The following is a 16401-nucleotide window of genomic DNA, read 5'->3' as shown; positions in this document are numbered from 1 at the left end:
CATAGTTTTGTCATGGTAAGACCAAGGAGGCATGTCCTTGTTGACCGTTCTCATGGCGACCTACAATGGCGCCGGCACCTTGCCCCAGGTATTGCGCGCCTACATGGGCTTGCGCCCGCCTGCGGGCGGCTGGCGCCTGGTCATCGCCGACAATGGCAGCACGGACGCCACGGCCCAGGTGATCGCCGCCTTCCGCGGCCGCTTGCCCTTGAGTTCCGTCTATGTGGCGCGGCGCGGCCGCAGTCCCGCCCTCAACGGGGCTGTCGAACACGCCTTGCGGCAGGGCGGCGATGGCGGCGAGCTGTTCGTGTTCGGCGACGACGACGCCATGCCCGGATCCGACTGGCTGTGCCGCTTGCAGGACAGCGCGCGCGCCCACCCCGGCTACGCCCTGTTCGGCGGCGCCATCATGCCCGCCTGGCGCGAGCGACCGGCCGATTGGCTGCTGCGCCTGACGCCCGTTGGCCTGACGTGGGGCATCACCAGCCCCGACCTGCGCGACGCGCCCATCTATCCAGGCCTGGTCTGGGGCGCCAACATGGCGATACGCCGCCGCATCTTCGAGGCGGGCGCCCGCTATGACGAAAGCATCGGCCCGCAGGGGGCCAATTACGCCATGGGCAGCGAAACCCGGCTCAACCTGGAGATGCATGCTGCCGGCAATCCATCCTGGTTCTGTCCGCAAGCGAGGGTGGCGCACATCATCCGCGTGCCGCAAGTGCAGCGCGCCTGGATATTGCGCCGCGCCATGCTGTTTGGTCGGGGCCAATGCCGGCTGGCGACATTCGCACCGAGCGTGGAGTTGCTCGGCGTGCCGCGCTGGATGCTGGGCAGATACGTGCGCGATACCCTCGGCGCCGTGCGGGCCTGGCTGCGGCGCGACCACGCCGACCTGTTCCTGCGGCAATGGGAGCGGGCCTGGCTGCGCGGCTTCTTCCATGAAGCGTGGCGCGGACGCCGTAAACGCTTGCCGCGCATCGTCATCAGCAGTTATTCGGGCGAGCTGGGCGGCATGGAGCTGCGCATGGCGCAAGAGGCGAGCATGCTGGGCGCGAACGGCTATGACAGCGTGCTGGCCCTGCGGCGCTTTCCCGGTTTTACTGCCTGGGCGCAAGGCTTGCGCGCAAGACAGATGCAAGTGCGCGTGTATGAGCCGCCCTTGTTTCTCGAGCACTGGGCCTGGCGCCGCTGGAACTGGCTGCGCGCCAGGCTGACGGGCGCGTGGCGGCTGCGGCGGCTGCGGCCCGATCTCGTCCATGTGGCGTTTTGCTGGACCAGCTATGGCGCTTCCATCCTGTGGCTGGCGCGGCGATGCCGGCTGCCGGCCGTGATCAGCGTGCACAATGCGTTTCCCCTGGAAGCCTTCAGCGACTGGCAGCGGCCCCGGCTGCAGGAAGCGTTTCGCAGCGTCAGGGGCGTGTATGCCGTGTCGGCCTCGTCCATGCGGCATTTTCTTGACCTGTACCGCGACATGCTGGCGCCGGACACGCGCCTGGCCGTCATTCCCAACGGCGTCGATACGGACAGGTTTATCGTCTCGCCGGAACGGAGAGTGCTGGCGCGCCAGCAGCTCGGGTTGCCGCCGGACGCGCTCGTGCTCGGCTGCGTGGCGCGGCTGTCCGCACAGAAGCGCCCGCAAGCGCTGCTGACGCTGTTCGCCAGGCTGGCCGCGCAGTTTCCCAACTTATATGTAGTGCTCGTGGGCACGGGGCCGCTGGAAGCCATGCTGCGGCTGCAGGCGCAACAGATGGGCTTGCACGACAGAACCGTGTTTGCCGGCTTCCAGCAGCGTATCGACTTGCTGATGCCGGCCTTCGACCTGCATGTGCTGCTGAGTAAAAACGAAGGTTTCGGCATTGCCACGATCGAGGCCATGGCCTGCGGCGTGCCGGCCGTGGGGACGGATGTGCCGGGCACCCACGATATCCTGCACGACAGCGCAGGCGGCTTGCTGCTGCCGCTGGACGACGAGCACGCCGCCTGCGCGGCCGTGGCGCAGCTGCTGCTGGACGTGCCACGGCGCGTCCGCATGGGACAGCTGGCGCGCGAGGAAACCGTGCAGCGCTATTCGATGCCGCGCCTGGAACGCCAGTTGCGCGCATTTTACGCCGGCCTCGTCTAGGCGCGGGTGGCCCGCATGAGCGCCACCCGCCATTCGTTTTTCTTTTCGTTTGCCGAAAAATACACGGTGCTGCTGCTGGGCATCGTCGCCACCATGGTGCTGTCGCGCCTGCTGACGCCGGCCGAAGTGGGCGTGTATTCGCTGGGCGCCGTGCTGGTGGCGCTGGCGCAAGTGGTGCGCGATTTCGGTGTGGGGCAATACCTGATCCAGGAAAAGCAGCTCGATGTGGTGAAATTGCGGGCCGCGCTGGCTACCAGCCTGCTCGTCGCCTGGCTGCTGGCGGGTGCGGTGCTGCTGGCCAGCGCGCCGCTCGCGCAGTTCTATGGCGAACCCCGGCTGACTCTCGTGCTGCGCCTGCTGGCCATCAATTTCCTGTTGATACCGTTCAGCGCCTTGACCTTACCGATGCTGCGCCGGCAACTGCGCTTTCGCGCCATCTACGCCATCAACGCGGCCAATAGCGTGGTCAACTTGCTGGTGGCCGTGCTGCTGGCGCTGCAGGGCTGCAGTTACATGAGCATGGTGTGGGCGGCGCTGGCCGGTTCCTGCGCCTCGCTGCTGGTGAGCCTGCTGGTGCGGCCCAAGGAACTGCCGTGGCTGCCGGGACGGCGCGGCATGGGCGATATCGCCCGCTTTGGCGCGTATGCGACGGGAGGCGGTCTCGTCGACGAGGCGGGCGTGGCGGCGCCGGACCTGATCATTGGCAAGCTGATCGGCATTGAAAGCCTGGCCCTGTTCGGCAAGGCGCAAAGCGTGCTGAATATTTTCAACCAGGCCATTACCAGCGCGATTTCTCCCGTGGTGTTTCCCCTGTTCGCGGCGCGCGCGCGCGAGGGTGGGGGACAGGGCGGGGCGGAACTCGTGTATTTGCGCACGATCAGCTACATGACGGCGCTGGCCTGGCCGTTTTTTCTCTTTCTCGCCTGCATGGCTTTGCCCCTGGTCAAGGTGTTGTATGGCACGCAATGGCTAGCCTGTGTGCCCTTGATCCGCATCATGTGCCTGTCTTCGGCCGTGTATAGCATGTTCAGCATGGCCCGCTACCTGTTTGTGGCGACGGGCCAGCTGCACGCGCAAGTACGGCTCGATGCCTGCGCCGGCGTCATCAAGGTGGCGCTGTTGCTGGCGGCGGCGCCGTTCGGTCTGGTGGCCGTGGCCTGGGCCGTGGTCCTCAGCAATGTGTTGCGCAGCTGGCTGAACTACGGCTGCCTGCGGCGCTTGAGCGCCCTGGACTGGCGCATCCTGGCGCGGGCCTTGCGCAAGAGCCTGCTGCTGTGCGGCCTTAGCGCCGTCGCGCCCGTCGCTTCGCTGCTGTGGCTGCCAACGGCAACCCCGGCGCTGCTGGCGCTGACGGGCACGGCGCTGGCCACCTTGCTGTGCTGGCTGGCGGGTCTGTTCCTGTTGAAACATGAGCTGGCCGGCGAGTTTCTGTTGTTGCAACGCAAGCTGGCGGGACGCTGGCTGGAAGTCAAATGGACGAAAGGATGACCATGCGTGTCGGTATCTTGTCCTACCCGATGCTGTTCCAGCGCGACGGCGGCTTGCAGATCCAGGTACGCGAAACCATTGCCGCGCTGAACCGGCTGCCCCAGTTACCGGCGCGGCCCCTGGACGTGCAGCTGGTCGACGCCAACCATCAGCGGCTGGCCGACTTCGACGTCTTGCACGTGTTTTCGGCCAGCAATGGCACCTACCGCATCATGGAAATGGCCAGCGAGCAAGGCGTGCCCGTGGTGCTGTCGCCGTTGCTGTCACCGGGCTGGGGCCGGGCCAGCGCCTGGCGCGCGCGACTGGCAGACCGGCTGGCGGGGCGCCTGACGGAATGGATGGTGCAAACAAGCTATGCGCAAACGCGGCGCGCCTTGCAGCTGGCCGACGTGGTGATCGCCCTGGGCGAGGCCGAGCGCGACGCCATCGTGCAAGGGTTCGGCATGCCGATCGATGCCATTCGCGTCTTGCCGAATGGGATCAACCCGCATTTTTTCACGGCCAATGGCGATTTGTTCCTGCGCGAAACGGGCATCGCCGGGCCGTTCGTGCTGATGGTGGGCAGCATTTCGCCCTACAAAAACCAGCTGGGACTGGCGCAGGCGCTGGCGGGCGCCGGCGTGCCCCTGGTGCTGATCGGCGCCGCGCCGCGCGAACAGCAGGCGTATCTGCAGCAATTGCTGGACTTGCCGCACGTCAGCTGGCTGGGCGCGCTCGACCACGCCGATCCGCTGCTGGCCAGCGCCTTCCACGCGGCGGCCGTGGCGGCCTTGCCCAGCCAGGGCGAGGTGTTTCCCTTGAGCGTGCTCGAAGCGCTGGCGGCCGGCACGCCCGTCGTCATGACGGCGCAAAGCGCGCTGGACTTGCCCGATTCCGTCTTCGCGCTGCGCAAGGTGGCCTGGGACGACGGCGCCGCGCAGCGCCAGGCCATCCTCGAATGGCTGGCGTTGTCTCCCGAGCGCGAGCGCGTGCAAGCCCTGGTGGAACGTTTTACGTGGGAACGGGTGGCGGCGCAGATTGCCGAGTGTTACTACCAGGTGCAGTCGCTGCCTGCCAGGAGGCAACATGCTGTTTAATTCCTTTGCTTTCCTGTTCGGCTATCTGCCCATCGTGCTGGCCGGCTATTTTTTGCTGGACCGCTGGGCGTCTGCCGGGGTCACCAAGGCCAGCTGGCGCCTGGCTCCGGCCGCCTGGCTTGCGCTCGCCTCGCTGTTCTTCTATGCCTGGTGGGACGTGCGCTACCTGTCGCTGCTGCTGGCCTCGATCTGCGTCAATTACGGCGCCGGCCGCCTGATCGGCGCCAACGCGGGCACGGCCCGCAAGCGCGTGCTGGTGGCGGCGCTGGCGCTGAACCTGGGGCTGCTCGCCTACTACAAATATGCGCATTTCTTCATCGACAGCGTCAATGCCGTGGCCGCCGGAGCTGGCGCTGGCAGCCTGCCGTGGTCCGGCCTCGACATCATCCTGCCGATCGGCATCTCGTTCTTCACCTTCACGCAGATCGCCTTCCTCGTCGATTGCTACCGGGGCGAGGTGCGCGAATACCGCTTCATCCATTACGTGCTGTTCGTCAGCTATTTCCCCCACCTGATCGCCGGTCCCGTGCTGCACCACCGCGACATGATGCCGCAGTTCGCCGACCCGGCCAACGCCCATCCGCGCGCCGCCAATTTCGCCATCGGCCTGTCGATCTTTACCATCGGCCTGGCAAAGAAGGTGCTGATCGCCGACAACCTGTCGCCGCTGGCCATCCCCGTCTTCACGGCCGGCGCCACACCGACCCTGATCGAGGCGTGGATCGGCGTGCTGGCCTACACCTTCCAGCTGTATTTCGACTTTTCCGGCTATTCCGACATGGCCATCGGCCTGTCGCGCCTGTTCGGCGTGAAGTTGCCGCTGAACTTCAATTCGCCGTACAAGGCGGCCAATATCGCCGACTTCTGGCGCCGCTGGCACATGACCTTGTCGCGCTTCCTGCGCGACTATCTCTATATCCCGCTGGGCGGCAGCCGGCGCGGCGAAGCCATGCGCTACCGCAACCTGTTGCTGACCATGCTGCTGGGCGGCCTGTGGCATGGGGCCGGCTGGACGTTTGTCATCTGGGGCGGCTTGCACGGCCTGTACCTGGTGCTGCAGCAGGCGTGGCAGCGGGTGTTTGGTGCGGCCACGGCGCGCTGGTGGCCGAGCTTGCTGACTTTTCTTGCCGTGATGCTGGCCTGGATCTTCTTCCGCGCGCCCGACGTGGCCACGGCCTGGGACATCACGGGCGCGCTGGTGGGGGCGAACGGGGTCAGCCTGCCGCGCAGCCTGGCCAGCCACGCGGCCAGCCTGGCGCAGTGGGGCCTGCATCCGGCGTTCGGCGGCATCCGCTGGATCGAACTGGCGGGGCCAGGCTTGCCCGTGCTGCTGGGCGCCATGTTGCTGGCCTTCAAGGCGCCGAATACGCAAGAAATATTCTTTCTCTACGAGCCTGCCATTGAAAGAATCTTTCAACCCGCAGGGCGCTGGGCTTTCAGTTGGCGGCCCACGCGCCGCTGGAGCGTGGGCTTTGCCGCGCTGTTCGTCGCCTGCATCTTCGGCATGAACCGGGTCACCGAATTTCTCTATTTTCAATTCTGAGCATGGACACTGCCGCCCGCCACTACGTCACCGGTTTCTTCGCCTGCGTCTGCCTCGCGCTCGGCTCCGTCTCGCTGCTGAACTACCAGGTCGATCCCTACCTGCTGCACCAGTGGGACAGCCCCTTGCTGCAGCGTCCGCGCCAGTTGAATGAAAAGCTCGGCGCCTGGGCCAAGACCTATGCCGTGGCGCGCTACCGGCCGGCCATCATCTACATCGGCAATTCGCGCACGGAACTGGGCTTGCCGACGGGCATGCGCGCCTTGTTCGACGGCAAGCGCGTCTTCAACAGCGCCGTGTCCGGCGCCTCGATCGGCGACGCCATCCGCCTGGCCGAGCATGTGGCCAGGGTCAGCCGCGTCGAGACCATGGTGTGGGGCATCGACGCGCCCACTTTTTCCCTGGACATGGGGGCGGCGCGCGTGGAAGACAGCCTGACGGGCGCCGGGCACGGCTTTTTCGCCCGGCGCGCCCTCGTCAACCTGAAGCGCGGGCTGACCCTGGACATGACGGAGGACAGCGTGCGCATCCTGACAGGCAATGCCGGCGATACCTGCCGCTCCAACCTGGCCCTGTACGGGCAGCGCGACGAGACCTGCACCCTCATGGGCATCAAGCACTGGCTCGGTACGAAGGACGCCATTCCAGTGCGGCTGCAGGAATTCGGCGACGGCCTGGGGCCGACGCGGCCCTCGACACTGGCGTTTGACGCCAGCATAGCCAAGCTGTGCCGGGGCGCCATGCGACTGCGCCTGTACATCAACCCCACGCATGCGCTGACCTTGTACGCGCTGCACTGGCGCGGCAAGTGGGACGCCATGCAGGCCTGGCAGCGCGGCCTGGCGCAGATTGCCGAGCGCCACCGCCGGCAGGGTTGCGACGTGCGACTGTATGATTTTTCCGGCTTTAACAGCATCACGACGGAAGCGACCCCGCTCGTCAGCGGCAAGCCCGACATGCATTATTACTGGGAAGTGTCGCACTACCGGGACAATGTGGGCCGCTTGATCCTGGCGCGCCTGTTTGGCGGTGGCACGCCGCCGCCGGCCGATTTCGGCGTGGAACTGACGCAGGCCAACATCGGCGCCCACCAGGCCGCCATGCGCGCCGCGCGCGACCGCTATCGCGTGGAACACGCGCACGAAACGGCCTATGCGCAGCGGGTGTTGGACGGGCCGCTGATCCGGCGTTGATGCAAGGTGCCGCATACGTCATTTCTCACCTTCCAATACTGACCATGGATACCATTGCCCGCCGCTACCTCGCCACCTTCCTTGCCTGCGCGCTGGCAGCGCTGGCCCTCGTTTCGGCCGTCAATTACCACGTCGATCCATACTTGCTGCACCAGTGGGACAGCCCGCTGCTGCAGCGACTGCGGCCGACGACCGAAAAACTCAGCGTGTGGGGCAAGACGTATGCCGTGGCGCGCTACCGGCCCGCCGTCGTGTATATCGGCAACTCGCGCACGGAAATGGGCTTGCCGGCGAACAGTGTGCGCACTTTGTTTGAAGGCAAGAGCGTCTTCAACAGCGCCGTCTCGGGCGCCTCCATCGGCGAAGCCATGCGCCTGGCCGAGCACGCGGCCAGGGTCAGCCGTGTCGACACCATGGTGTGGGGCATTGACGCGCCCTCGTTCTCGCTGGAGCTGGGCTCGGCCGGCGTGGAACCGGGTTTGACGGACGCCGGCCCCGCGTTTTTCGCGCGCCGGGCTTTGCTCAACATCAAGCGCGGCTTGACTGTCGACATGACGCGCGACACCTGGCGCATCCTCAGCGGCACCTATGACGGCGTGTGCCTGTCCAGCCTGGCCTTGCACGGCCAGCGCGACGAGTCCTGCCTCACCAGCCGCAACCGTACTTGGACCGGCACGGCGCGCGCCTTCACGCCGCGCCTGCAGGAATTCGGCGACGGCCTGGGGCCGACGGCGCCCGCGCTGCAGGCCTTCGATGCCAGTGTCGGCAAACTGTGCCGGGGCGGCACGCGCTTGCGCCTGTACATCAATCCCACGCATGCGCTCACGCTCGACGCCCTGTACTGGCGCGGCAAGTGGGGCGCCATGGAAACATGGCAGCGCGACCTGGCGCAGATGGCCGGACGCTACCGGGGCCAGGGCTGCGACGTGCGCCTGCTTGATTTTTCGGGCTTCAACAGCATCACCAGCGAGGCGATCCCGCAGGTGACGGGCGCGCGCGCGATGCGCTATTACTGGGAAGCATCGCATTACCGCGACAATGTGGGCCGTCTCATCCTGGCGCGCCTGTTCGGCGGCCCTGTGCCGGTGCCGGCGGACTTCGGCGTGGAGTTGACGGAAAACGGCATCGCGGCCCACCACGCGGCCATGCGCGCTGCGCGCGAGCGGTATCACGCGCAGCACGCCGAAGAAACGGCGTATCTGCGCCACGTGCTGACCTTGCCCCGCGAACCCAAATAGGCGATCCACGGCGCCAGGCGTACAGGGTGGGGCAGGGCGCTTGCGCTATGATGATGTTTTGCCATCCAGCAAGTTCCAGGACTCCCCATGAAAATCGCCTTCTTTGCCAGCCAGCCCTACGACCGCCGTTTCTTCGACGAAGCCTTGCCGGCCCAGCCCGACGCCGCCGGCATTGAACTGGTCTATCACAGCGCCTTGCTGAGCCAGGAAACCGTGATCCTGGCGCAAGGCGCGGACGCCGTGTGCGTCTTCGTCAACGACGTGCTCGACGCGCCCGTGCTGGAAGCCCTGCACGGCTACGGCGTGCGCGCCATCCTGCTGCGCTGCGCCGGCTACAACAACCTCGACCTGGAAGCGGCCAAACGCCTGGGCCTGTTTGTCGCCCGCGTGCCCGCCTATTCTCCAGAAGCCGTGGCCGAATACACGCTGGCCCTCGTGCAGACCCTGAACCGCCACACGCACCGCGCCTACGCCCGCGTGCGTGAAGGCAATTTCTCGCTGGACGGCTTGCTGGGCGCCACCTTGCACGGCAAAACGGTCGGCATCGTCGGCACGGGCAAGATCGGCCTGGCGACGGCGCGCATCTTCAAGGGTTTTGGCTGCACGGTGCTGGGCCACGACCCGTATCCGGCGCCCGCGTTCGCTGAATTGGGCACGATGGTGGAGCTGCCGCGGCTGCTGGCCGAGTCCGACATCGTCTCGCTGCATTGCCCCCTGATGGACAGCACGCGCCACATGATCAGCGAAGCAACCTTGCCGCTGATGAAGAAGGGCGCCATGCTGGTCAACACCTCGCGCGGCGGCCTGATCGACACGGGCGCCGTCATCGAGGCGCTCAAATCGCGCCAGCTCGGTTCCCTGGCCATCGATGTGTACGAACAGGAAAGCAATCTGTTCTTCCAGGACCGCTCGTCCGACATCATCGACGACGACATCTTCCAGCGCCTGATGACGTTCCCGAACGTGCTGGTGACGGGCCACCAGGGTTTCTTCACCATCGAAGCGCTGCGCGAGATCGCCGCCATCACGTATCACAACCTGGCATGCTTCCGTGAAGGAAAGGCCTGCGAAAACAGCGTCTTAAGCAGCTGATGCCGGTTTTTTAGGCTTGGGCGGCGGCTTGGGTTTTGGCAGCGGCAAGGCGTCGGCCGTGCGCCGCGCCAGCTGGCTGAGCCAGTCGCGCTCGTCCCACAGCCCGCCATCGATGAGGAAATACGGCTTGGCTTGCGGATAGGGCGGCGCTTCCTGCAGCGAGCCTTGCGTACTGATCCAGGCGCGGCCAGCGTCCGTCGGCTTGATGAAGAGCTGGTCGTCGGCGACGATGGCGAACATCTTGCCGTCGCAATACAGGCCATACTCGCCGAACATTTTTTTCGCGCTGATGCTGCCCGCGCCCGCCATCTGGTCGAGTAAAAAATCCACCGTGCCTTGCTGTGATGCCATATTTTTTCTCCATATGAAGCAATAGTGTAGCGCACTGGCCAGGATGGGCCGGCCCGGCTACACTACGGCCATTGATTTTTTCGCATGACGTATTTTCCCATGACACCCGAGCATATTATTCACCGCGGCATCCGCATCGCCACCCTGGCCGCCGGCGACCCCATCGAAACCCATTGCGCACCTGGCCACACGGCCATCCGCCAGCAGGCCGACGGCTGGTGGCTGTATTTTGTCGACGAGGAAGGCACCGTCGACGGCTACGACAGCCCGTTCGCCAGCCACGCCGAGGCGCTGTGGGCGGCCAAGGCCGCAGCCGAGTTCAGCGCGCAATGAAGGCCAGTCCATGGGCATTTCTAGGCTTGCCGCAAGCGCCCGTGCCGGAAGCGGAAAGCGCGGACTACGGCGCCTGCCGCGCCGAACTGCACGGCAAGCGCCTGGTCTTGCGCGTGGCGAAAACCACGCCGACGAAAATCGGCCAGTTCGTCACCGTCTGGAAGCGCCCCCATCCCGATGCCGACATTGCCCCGCTGGATGACGCCGACCCTTTTGACGTCGTCATCATCGCCGTGGCGGACGACGACGACGGCGCGCGGCACGGCTTCTTCGTTTTCCCGCGCAGTGTGCTGCTGGAACGGGGCGTGATGTCGCGCGCCGCCCAGGGCGGCAAGCGCGCGCTGCGCGTATATCCGCCGTGGTGCGCGCCGGAATCGATCCAGGCGCAGCGCACGCAGCGCTGGCAGGCGGCGTGGTTTGTGACGGCGGGGGATCAGCCTGGGCTGGCAAAGCTGCTGGACATCGCCTGACGTTTCCGGCCCAGGGGCAGATATACATACTGAACAACATGGGAAAGCGGGAATGAAGTCCTTTTTTGATGGAAAAATTTATCTGACGCTTTTTGTCGTGTTCGCGCTCTTCGTTCTTTCCCAGCTGGGCCGCAATGACACGCCCAAGCGCGGTCCCGACGTCATGCAGTTCATCGAGAGCGACCTGGCTGAAGTGCTGCAGAACGGCGGCAATGTGATCGACCGGACGAGCCGGGTGCAGCTGCATGCTGTGGTCTATTCGGTGCGCTTCAAGGACGAGGGCTGGAGCGCTGCGCTGCGCGACAGGAATATCGCCACCTTGCGCAGGCTGGACTGGGCGCAGCGTGCACCGGCCGTGCTGTGCAAGATGGGCGCGCAGGCGACAATCGGGGAAGGTGAGAGCATGTATCGTGGCCAGGGCACGAATAGCATCAATTTCGACTATAGCGCGAAGACCGTCAGGGAGTGCGCGGCGCTGGCCCCATCGTCGAGTTACTAGTGCTTTGGGGCGGCTCCAGTATCTGGTGCGTGATCGCGTCGGAATGGCAGCGTTGCCCTGCCTGGACAGGATATTCAAAGAAAAAAGAGAGTGAAATACAATTGCTTATAAATAAATATGGTCAGCACACCATTGATGCGGCGGCCAGGCTCTCGCAGCGTGAAAATGTTGCAATATTGATCAATTTCATCAAGCGCCAGGCGCCATTGATGGAGCAATTCGATGTCCGCTATGGTGAAAACAGGTCCCGGTATTTTTTGAACATGGTCGAACTGTCATTGAATGTGGAGGCCTGCTTTCAAGATGAACAGGTATGGGGGGATATGCTGGCGACCCTTGATTCGGAAATTCCTGACAGCGAGGAATTTGGCGATATCGAGGGCGATCTTGCACAAAATGCGCTTATTTCAGCCAGTTATGCGATTCAGTACATGCAATATGGCAAGCTTGCCGATTTTTGCGCTTCGGCAGAAAAAGTGCTTGAGACGGTGGATGTACTCCACTACTCAGAAAATCCCGATTACGATGAGCGCAAAGCGATGATGCGGGAAATCGGATTGCTTGGCCTTCTCGTCCGTGGGCTTAGTGTTCCCCTGACGAACACGGTGCTTGAAAATCTGGATGAGATCGCCAGAAATGCGCCGATAGGGGCAGATAGCGCTGAAGAGTGAAGGGTGGCACATGGGGGCGCACCGTCCTGCACGGAAAGAATTTGTACAGGCCCCTTGCCACTTTAGAATTTATCTGCGCCTTGCCGCTGTGATATAAGGGCTTGAGAAATTTATTTTTATCAGGATGGCAATAAGACCTTTACTGAGATATTGCTATCGTCCGGTAGCGGCCAGTAGCGGACGCCTGGACGCTCGCCAATTCGTGTGGCCGCATGAGTTTTGTAGTGCGGATTCAGGCCGGCGGCGTCGTTGCAAGCGATAATGGGCTGTTGCACTTAAGCCCCCCGGTCTTTTAATCTATGGGCCCGCTGGCTCAGCTACAAGTCAGGTTGCGACATGGAGTATTCATTTTCACGCTTGATAATTGCGGCGAGTTTGGCTTGTTTAGTCATGGGCATGGCCGCTATTCAACAAATGCGCCTTGGTCGACCTATCCGTAAAGTAAAAAACTTTCTGCTGAAATTGGCGGTGTTAGTCTGGCTGGTGAGCGGGCTATTTGTTGGAACATTCTATAGTCACGGATTCGATGTGGCGTGGTACATTTTTGGTGCCGCCGTCAGTCTGGCCGGATGTATCGTTGCAGGCATTGCGGTGCTTGCCTGGGCGGTTTTCACAAGGAGCAAGCAGGACAGTTAAGTGCTCTCAAGTGGGAGCGGACAGGATCTAAAAGGCCAAGTTTAATGTGGAATTTTTTTAAGCGTAAAAATACGCCAGAATTGCCTATCACGCCTCAGATTGTGGCGCAGGTTGAAGTTGAGATAAGTCAAAATAGGTCTGCAGAAAAAAATAAAATATCCTTCTTGTGCGCTGAAAAAATTCTTGAGTATTTTGAAAACTCCCAGGGACTTCTTACACCTGACAGCGATAGTGAACTCGACTCGCCGCGGGTACGCCAACAACTCTATAAAATTCTGCTGGAGCGGCCACTCGCGCCATACTCCACGCTAATTCGACAAGTCTTCGAGAAGGAAGTGCGGTATAGAATTGCGCTTTGGGATGGGACAATAAAAGATGATGGTGATTCTTACGAAGGAATTTATCGTTGTGCCTTCTTGCTTTATCGTCTCGGCAGCACAAGCGATATCCATAGCCTTTGGGTAGCAAAGCATATAAATATGGATGTCGGAACATCAATGGGCGTGGAATTTTTTATTGGGGCGGGATTTCAAGCGACAGTTTCATATTTGGCAGAATCGAACTTGCAGGATGCGGATGAAATATCCTCTTACGTAGCCGGCTGGTTCGATCAGGACGATTCAGAAAAATGGCAAAAGGACTGGGAGCTAAGTATGGTGCAGAATATTTCAAGTACCGGCGATTCGTGAAGGCCCACAACGGCGCAAAACCTGCCAACAGCGGCAAGCAGCCAGAATTCGTCACGCCAGCAAACGCGGGCCGCAACTCATCCGGGAAAATGACCGTCCATGACTGATATTTGACGGCCTGTCGCAATCCCGCATGGCGGCAGGGTGCGCTGACGTATCGTCAACGTTTCCTTCCTGGCATCCGTCCATCACCGTTGAAAGAATCGTTCATGCGAGTTCATCCCCTGGCACTGGTCCTTACCCTGTTGTTCGCAAGTGGCGCCCGGGCGGACGCATTGGACGACATCATCAAGGCCGAAATGAAGATGCGGCAAATCCCCGGACTGTCGCTGGCCATCATCGAGAACGGCAAAATTGTCAGGGCGCAAGGTTACGGTGTCACAGAAAAGGTCGGCAAGACGCCGGTCGGCCCGCACACACTGTTCCAGGCCGGTTCGGTCAGCAAACCGGTGGCCGCGCTGGGGGCGCTGCACCTGGTAGAGCAGGGCAAGCTTGGCCTTGACGAGGACGTCAATACCCGGCTGCTCACGTGGAAGCTGCCGGACAGCGCCCTGACGGCCGAACAGAAGGTGACCTTGCGCAGGTTGCTCAGCCACAACGCCGGGCTGACCGTGCATGGTTTCCCTGGCTACGCCAGCAATGCGCCAGTACCCAGCGTGGTCCAGGTGCTCGATGGCGAGAAGCCCGCGAACACCGCAGCAATTCGCGTTGACATCGTTCCAGGCAGCAAGGTGCGTTACTCCGGTGGCGGCTATACCGTCATGCAACAAATGGTGGCCGATGTGAGCGGTCAGGCGTTTCCCGACTACATGCGCGACGCAGTCCTCAAGCCCCTGGGAATGCATGAGAGTTCCTATTTGCAACCGCCGCCAGCCGAGCGCGCGCGCCTGAATGCCAGTGGCCACCTTGCCGATCGCAGCATGGTGGCAGGACGCTGGCATGTGTATCCGGAAATGGCGGCGGCCGGTTTATGGACCAACGCCTCGGACCTGGCGCGCTTCGCCATCGGCGTGCAGCAGGCTCTGGCTGGCACGTCCAACCCCGTCATCTCGGCAGCCTTGACCCGGCAGATGCTGACCCCGCAAAAGGAGAACGTGGGCCTGGGCGTCTTCCTTGACGGTAGCGGCAGCGCGCAACGCTTCTCGCACGGCGGGCGTGACGAAGGCTTCGATACCTTGCTGACGGCATTTTCCGGCACAGGCCAGGGTGCCGTGATCATGATTAACGCAAATGACAATTCCCGCATGATGGACCGCCTGACAGCCGCCATCGGCCGCGCTTATCACTGGCCAGAAGCCGACTATGACGTGTTGCTCAAGCACCCCGCCATCAACATCGATGCCAAGGAACTCATCCGCTACACGGGCCGCTACGAGTTGGCGAACAACACGATGGGAACCTTCGATATGCAGGGTGGTCAGCTACGCAGCATTTTCGATGGCTTGCCCGACGAAACTTTCGTGCCTGTCGGCGCGCATCGCGTCCATTCGACGTCGCGCAATTGCGAACTGGCTTTCATCGTCGATGCACAAGGAGAGGTGACAGGCGTCGTCGTGACGACCAAAGACAAAGCCAACAAGGCGCCGCGCATCGGCCCGCTGATGCATACATTGGCAGCACGCACCGACCCCAAGCCTGCGCGCACCCGGAATGTGCAGGCCTTGCTTGCCGACATTGGGCGTGGCGGTAGCGGCTTGGCCAACTCGGCATTCGCCACAGCGGGCGTCAAAAACAACTTTGGCACACAAGCTATTGGCGAACTCGTCAATGTCAAGTCACTCACTTTTTTGCACGAGCAAGCTGTTGCTGGCCGAGCGATCGAACGCCATGGCAGTAAGGTGGACAGCGTCCTTGCCTTCCACGTCAGCGGCATCAAGCCGGAGCGAAAATTGCTGGTTTACCTGACCGCGGACGGTTTGCTGACCGACTTCGATCTGGTTGACGACTGAACGCCCGGCGTGGCTAGCCATCACTATTTTGCTCGCCTGGGCCCGCACTCACCTGGGTCGACGAGGTGACCGTGCATCAATTGCTCAACTTTTCAGCAGGAATCACGGAAATTCACAAGCCACTCAGCTTCAAGCCCGGAACGGACTTTCTGTATGGCGTTACGACTTATTCAATGCTGAGCAATATTTTTGAAAAAGTCAGCGGAAAAATGTATGTCGATGCTGCACATGAGCTGTTCAGAGAGCTGAGGATGATGAATGGTTTTTGCTATGAAGAAAACAAGAATAATAACGTCATCAACGGATATGTCAACACGAAAAATGTATTCGCACTGAAGGAACATCCTGTTCAGGGAAAAGACTGGATAGGCTTCATCCCGGCAGGAGGAATTGTTTCAAATGCGAAAGACTTGAATATCTGGGATGAAAAATTTCATAAAGGGAAGATTTTTAAGGTCGAAACCTATAAGCTGATGACGAATTATTCCATATCCAGTCAGCACGTGGCTTTCGGTGACGGAGAAATCGGTTATGGTTACGGTGTTTATGTGAATGACAAGGATGAGATCAAGTATATAGGCCACTCCGGGAAGGGGTTGGGCTTTGCCTCGATAAAAATCTATTTCTGTGAAAAAAATGTTGATGTCATTGTTTTGGAAAATCAGTTAGCGAAGATGGTGGCGTTAATTACCATTTCGAAATAAAAGTGAGGAAAATAGTAATGAACAGCAGCCTTTTGCAATAGCTGAACCTCCGCGCATCATCCGTTTTGCAAGGTGCTGACTGTGGTTCCGCAATCACGCTCGGCTGAAGAATGCTCTTGAAGGCCATACGCTAACGCGCAAGCTCCCTTGGCCGTTTTGACTTCTACATGCTGCCAGCACGGCCGCACGGCTGCACGTTTCAACGTGGATATACCGGCGACCGTGGCAGGCTCGAGTGCCAGTGCCAGTGCCAGTTGCGGGCCGTCATGCGCCAATGGGAGAATAAAAGCGGCATCGGCTTCATATTGCATGTTTTTCCTTGTTTTGCCTTGTAAGTTGGGCGCAAT

The 16401-nt window shown here is 61.8% G+C and carries 17 protein-coding genes; 15 read left to right on the top strand and 2 right to left on the bottom strand.

The genetic code is table 11. The features are described from left to right. The first annotated feature begins 37 nt into the window (after positions 1 to 37). From CSQ93_RS03915 to CSQ93_RS03885, 7 genes are all read left to right on the top strand, one after another. The gene (locus CSQ93_RS03915; protein WP_233516031.1) at positions 38 to 2122 is read left to right on the top strand and encodes a glycosyltransferase; all 2085 of its coding nucleotides are present in this window, start codon (positions 38 to 40) and stop codon (positions 2120 to 2122) included. Between the two features lie 15 nt (positions 2123 to 2137). Then, positions 2138 to 3610: a lipopolysaccharide biosynthesis protein gene (locus tag CSQ93_RS03910; RefSeq protein ID WP_099376851.1), complete on the top strand. Its 1473-nt coding sequence runs from the start codon at positions 2138 to 2140 to the stop codon at positions 3608 to 3610. A 2-nt stretch (positions 3611 to 3612) separates the two neighbouring features. Continuing rightward, a complete protein-coding gene (locus CSQ93_RS03905; RefSeq protein WP_324847108.1) occupies positions 3613 to 4686 on the top strand; it encodes a glycosyltransferase family 4 protein in 1074 nt (357 codons plus the stop codon). Continuing rightward, positions 4676 to 6229 carry an MBOAT family O-acyltransferase gene (locus CSQ93_RS03900; protein ID WP_099376849.1) on the top strand — a complete coding sequence of 518 codons (1554 nt, stop codon included), beginning with the start codon at positions 4676 to 4678 and terminating at the stop codon, positions 6227 to 6229. Before CSQ93_RS03905 ends, CSQ93_RS03900 begins: the two co-directional genes overlap by 11 nt. Before the next feature lie 2 nt (positions 6230 to 6231). Next, positions 6232 to 7422 carry a hypothetical protein gene (locus CSQ93_RS03895; protein ID WP_099376848.1) on the top strand — a complete coding sequence of 397 codons (1191 nt, stop codon included), beginning with the start codon at positions 6232 to 6234 and terminating at the stop codon, positions 7420 to 7422. Between the two features lie 44 nt (positions 7423 to 7466). Continuing rightward, positions 7467 to 8660 (top strand): hypothetical protein, encoded by a 1194-nt coding sequence (locus CSQ93_RS03890; protein WP_099376847.1) that lies wholly within the window; start codon positions 7467 to 7469, stop codon positions 8658 to 8660. 87 nt (positions 8661 to 8747) lie between these two features. Continuing rightward, on the top strand, positions 8748 to 9752 hold the full coding sequence (locus CSQ93_RS03885) for a 2-hydroxyacid dehydrogenase (protein WP_099376846.1): 1005 nt from the start codon (positions 8748 to 8750) through the stop codon (positions 9750 to 9752). Here the strand turns inward: CSQ93_RS03885 and CSQ93_RS03880 are convergent. Beyond that, positions 9741 to 10103, bottom strand: a complete 363-nt coding sequence (locus CSQ93_RS03880) for a TfoX/Sxy family protein (protein ID WP_099376845.1) — start codon at positions 10101 to 10103, stop codon at positions 9741 to 9743. The genes CSQ93_RS03885 and CSQ93_RS03880 overlap by 12 nt on opposite strands. Positions 10104 to 10187: 84 nt before the next feature. On the opposite strand from CSQ93_RS03880, the gene CSQ93_RS03875 reads away from it, so the two are divergent. The 8 genes from CSQ93_RS03875 (at position 10188) to CSQ93_RS03840 (ending at position 16054) form a co-directional block, all read left to right on the top strand. After that, the gene (locus CSQ93_RS03875; RefSeq protein WP_233516029.1) at positions 10188 to 10436 is read left to right on the top strand and encodes a hypothetical protein; all 249 of its coding nucleotides are present in this window, start codon (positions 10188 to 10190) and stop codon (positions 10434 to 10436) included. Continuing rightward, entirely contained in the window at positions 10433 to 10906 is a 474-nt protein-coding gene (locus CSQ93_RS03870; protein ID WP_099376844.1) for a MepB family protein, read from the top strand. Before CSQ93_RS03875 ends, CSQ93_RS03870 begins: the two co-directional genes overlap by 4 nt. Before the next feature lie 52 nt (positions 10907 to 10958). Continuing rightward, the gene (locus tag CSQ93_RS03865) at positions 10959 to 11405 is read left to right on the top strand and encodes a hypothetical protein (protein ID WP_099376843.1); all 447 of its coding nucleotides are present in this window, start codon (positions 10959 to 10961) and stop codon (positions 11403 to 11405) included. 29 nt (positions 11406 to 11434) lie between these two features. Beyond that, positions 11435 to 12076 (top strand): hypothetical protein, encoded by a 642-nt coding sequence (locus CSQ93_RS03860; RefSeq protein ID WP_158301107.1) that lies wholly within the window; start codon positions 11435 to 11437, stop codon positions 12074 to 12076. Positions 12077 to 12412: 336 nt separating this feature from the next. After that, positions 12413 to 12712 (top strand): hypothetical protein, encoded by a 300-nt coding sequence (locus CSQ93_RS03855; protein ID WP_158301106.1) that lies wholly within the window; start codon positions 12413 to 12415, stop codon positions 12710 to 12712. Between the two features lie 44 nt (positions 12713 to 12756). After that, positions 12757 to 13401: a hypothetical protein gene (locus tag CSQ93_RS03850; RefSeq protein ID WP_099376840.1), complete on the top strand. Its 645-nt coding sequence runs from the start codon at positions 12757 to 12759 to the stop codon at positions 13399 to 13401. 275 nt (positions 13402 to 13676) lie between these two features. Further along, complete coding sequence (locus CSQ93_RS03845; RefSeq protein ID WP_158301105.1) at positions 13677 to 15350, top strand: serine hydrolase; 1674 nt, start codon at positions 13677 to 13679, stop codon at positions 15348 to 15350. Between the two features lie 71 nt (positions 15351 to 15421). Next, positions 15422 to 16054, top strand: a complete 633-nt coding sequence (locus tag CSQ93_RS03840) for a serine hydrolase domain-containing protein (RefSeq protein WP_158301104.1) — start codon at positions 15422 to 15424, stop codon at positions 16052 to 16054. A 56-nt stretch (positions 16055 to 16110) separates the two neighbouring features. Here CSQ93_RS03840 and CSQ93_RS28700 read toward each other — a convergent pair whose 3' ends face one another. Next, positions 16111 to 16365 (bottom strand): hypothetical protein, encoded by a 255-nt coding sequence (locus CSQ93_RS28700; RefSeq protein WP_158301103.1) that lies wholly within the window; start codon positions 16363 to 16365, stop codon positions 16111 to 16113. Positions 16366 to 16401: the final 36 nt, after the last annotated feature.

Source organism: Janthinobacterium sp. BJB426, assembly GCF_002735705.1.
Lineage (GTDB): Bacteria > Pseudomonadota > Gammaproteobacteria > Burkholderiales > Burkholderiaceae_D > Janthinobacterium.
Note: the sequence above shows the minus strand (reverse complement) of the source record. Positions and strands in the feature narration are given on the sequence as shown.

Bases quoted from the DNA above. Each gene is read 5' to 3' on its own strand.
- CSQ93_RS03855 (WP_158301106.1), top strand. From the start codon at position 12,413: ATGGAGTATTCATTTTCACGCTTGATAATTGCGGCGAGTTTGGCTTGT.
- CSQ93_RS03905 (WP_324847108.1), top strand. From the start codon at position 3,613: ATGCGTGTCGGTATCTTGTCCTACCCGATGCTGTTCCAGCGCGACGGC.
- CSQ93_RS03875 (WP_233516029.1), top strand. From the start codon at position 10,188: ATGACGTATTTTCCCATGACACCCGAGCATATTATTCACCGCGGCATC.
- CSQ93_RS03890 (WP_099376847.1), top strand. From the start codon at position 7,467: ATGGATACCATTGCCCGCCGCTACCTCGCCACCTTCCTTGCCTGCGCG.
- CSQ93_RS03910 (WP_099376851.1), top strand. From the start codon at position 2,138: ATGAGCGCCACCCGCCATTCGTTTTTCTTTTCGTTTGCCGAAAAATAC.
- CSQ93_RS03865 (WP_099376843.1), top strand. From the start codon at position 10,959: ATGAAGTCCTTTTTTGATGGAAAAATTTATCTGACGCTTTTTGTCGTG.
- CSQ93_RS03900 (WP_099376849.1), top strand. From the start codon at position 4,676: ATGCTGTTTAATTCCTTTGCTTTCCTGTTCGGCTATCTGCCCATCGTG.
- CSQ93_RS03850 (WP_099376840.1), top strand. From the start codon at position 12,757: ATGTGGAATTTTTTTAAGCGTAAAAATACGCCAGAATTGCCTATCACG.
- CSQ93_RS03895 (WP_099376848.1), top strand. From the start codon at position 6,232: ATGGACACTGCCGCCCGCCACTACGTCACCGGTTTCTTCGCCTGCGTC.
- CSQ93_RS03880 (WP_099376845.1), bottom strand. From the start codon at position 10,103: ATGGCATCACAGCAAGGCACGGTGGATTTTTTACTCGACCAGATGGCG.
- CSQ93_RS28700 (WP_158301103.1), bottom strand. From the start codon at position 16,365: ATGCAATATGAAGCCGATGCCGCTTTTATTCTCCCATTGGCGCATGAC.
- CSQ93_RS03870 (WP_099376844.1), top strand. From the start codon at position 10,433: ATGAAGGCCAGTCCATGGGCATTTCTAGGCTTGCCGCAAGCGCCCGTG.
- CSQ93_RS03885 (WP_099376846.1), top strand. From the start codon at position 8,748: ATGAAAATCGCCTTCTTTGCCAGCCAGCCCTACGACCGCCGTTTCTTC.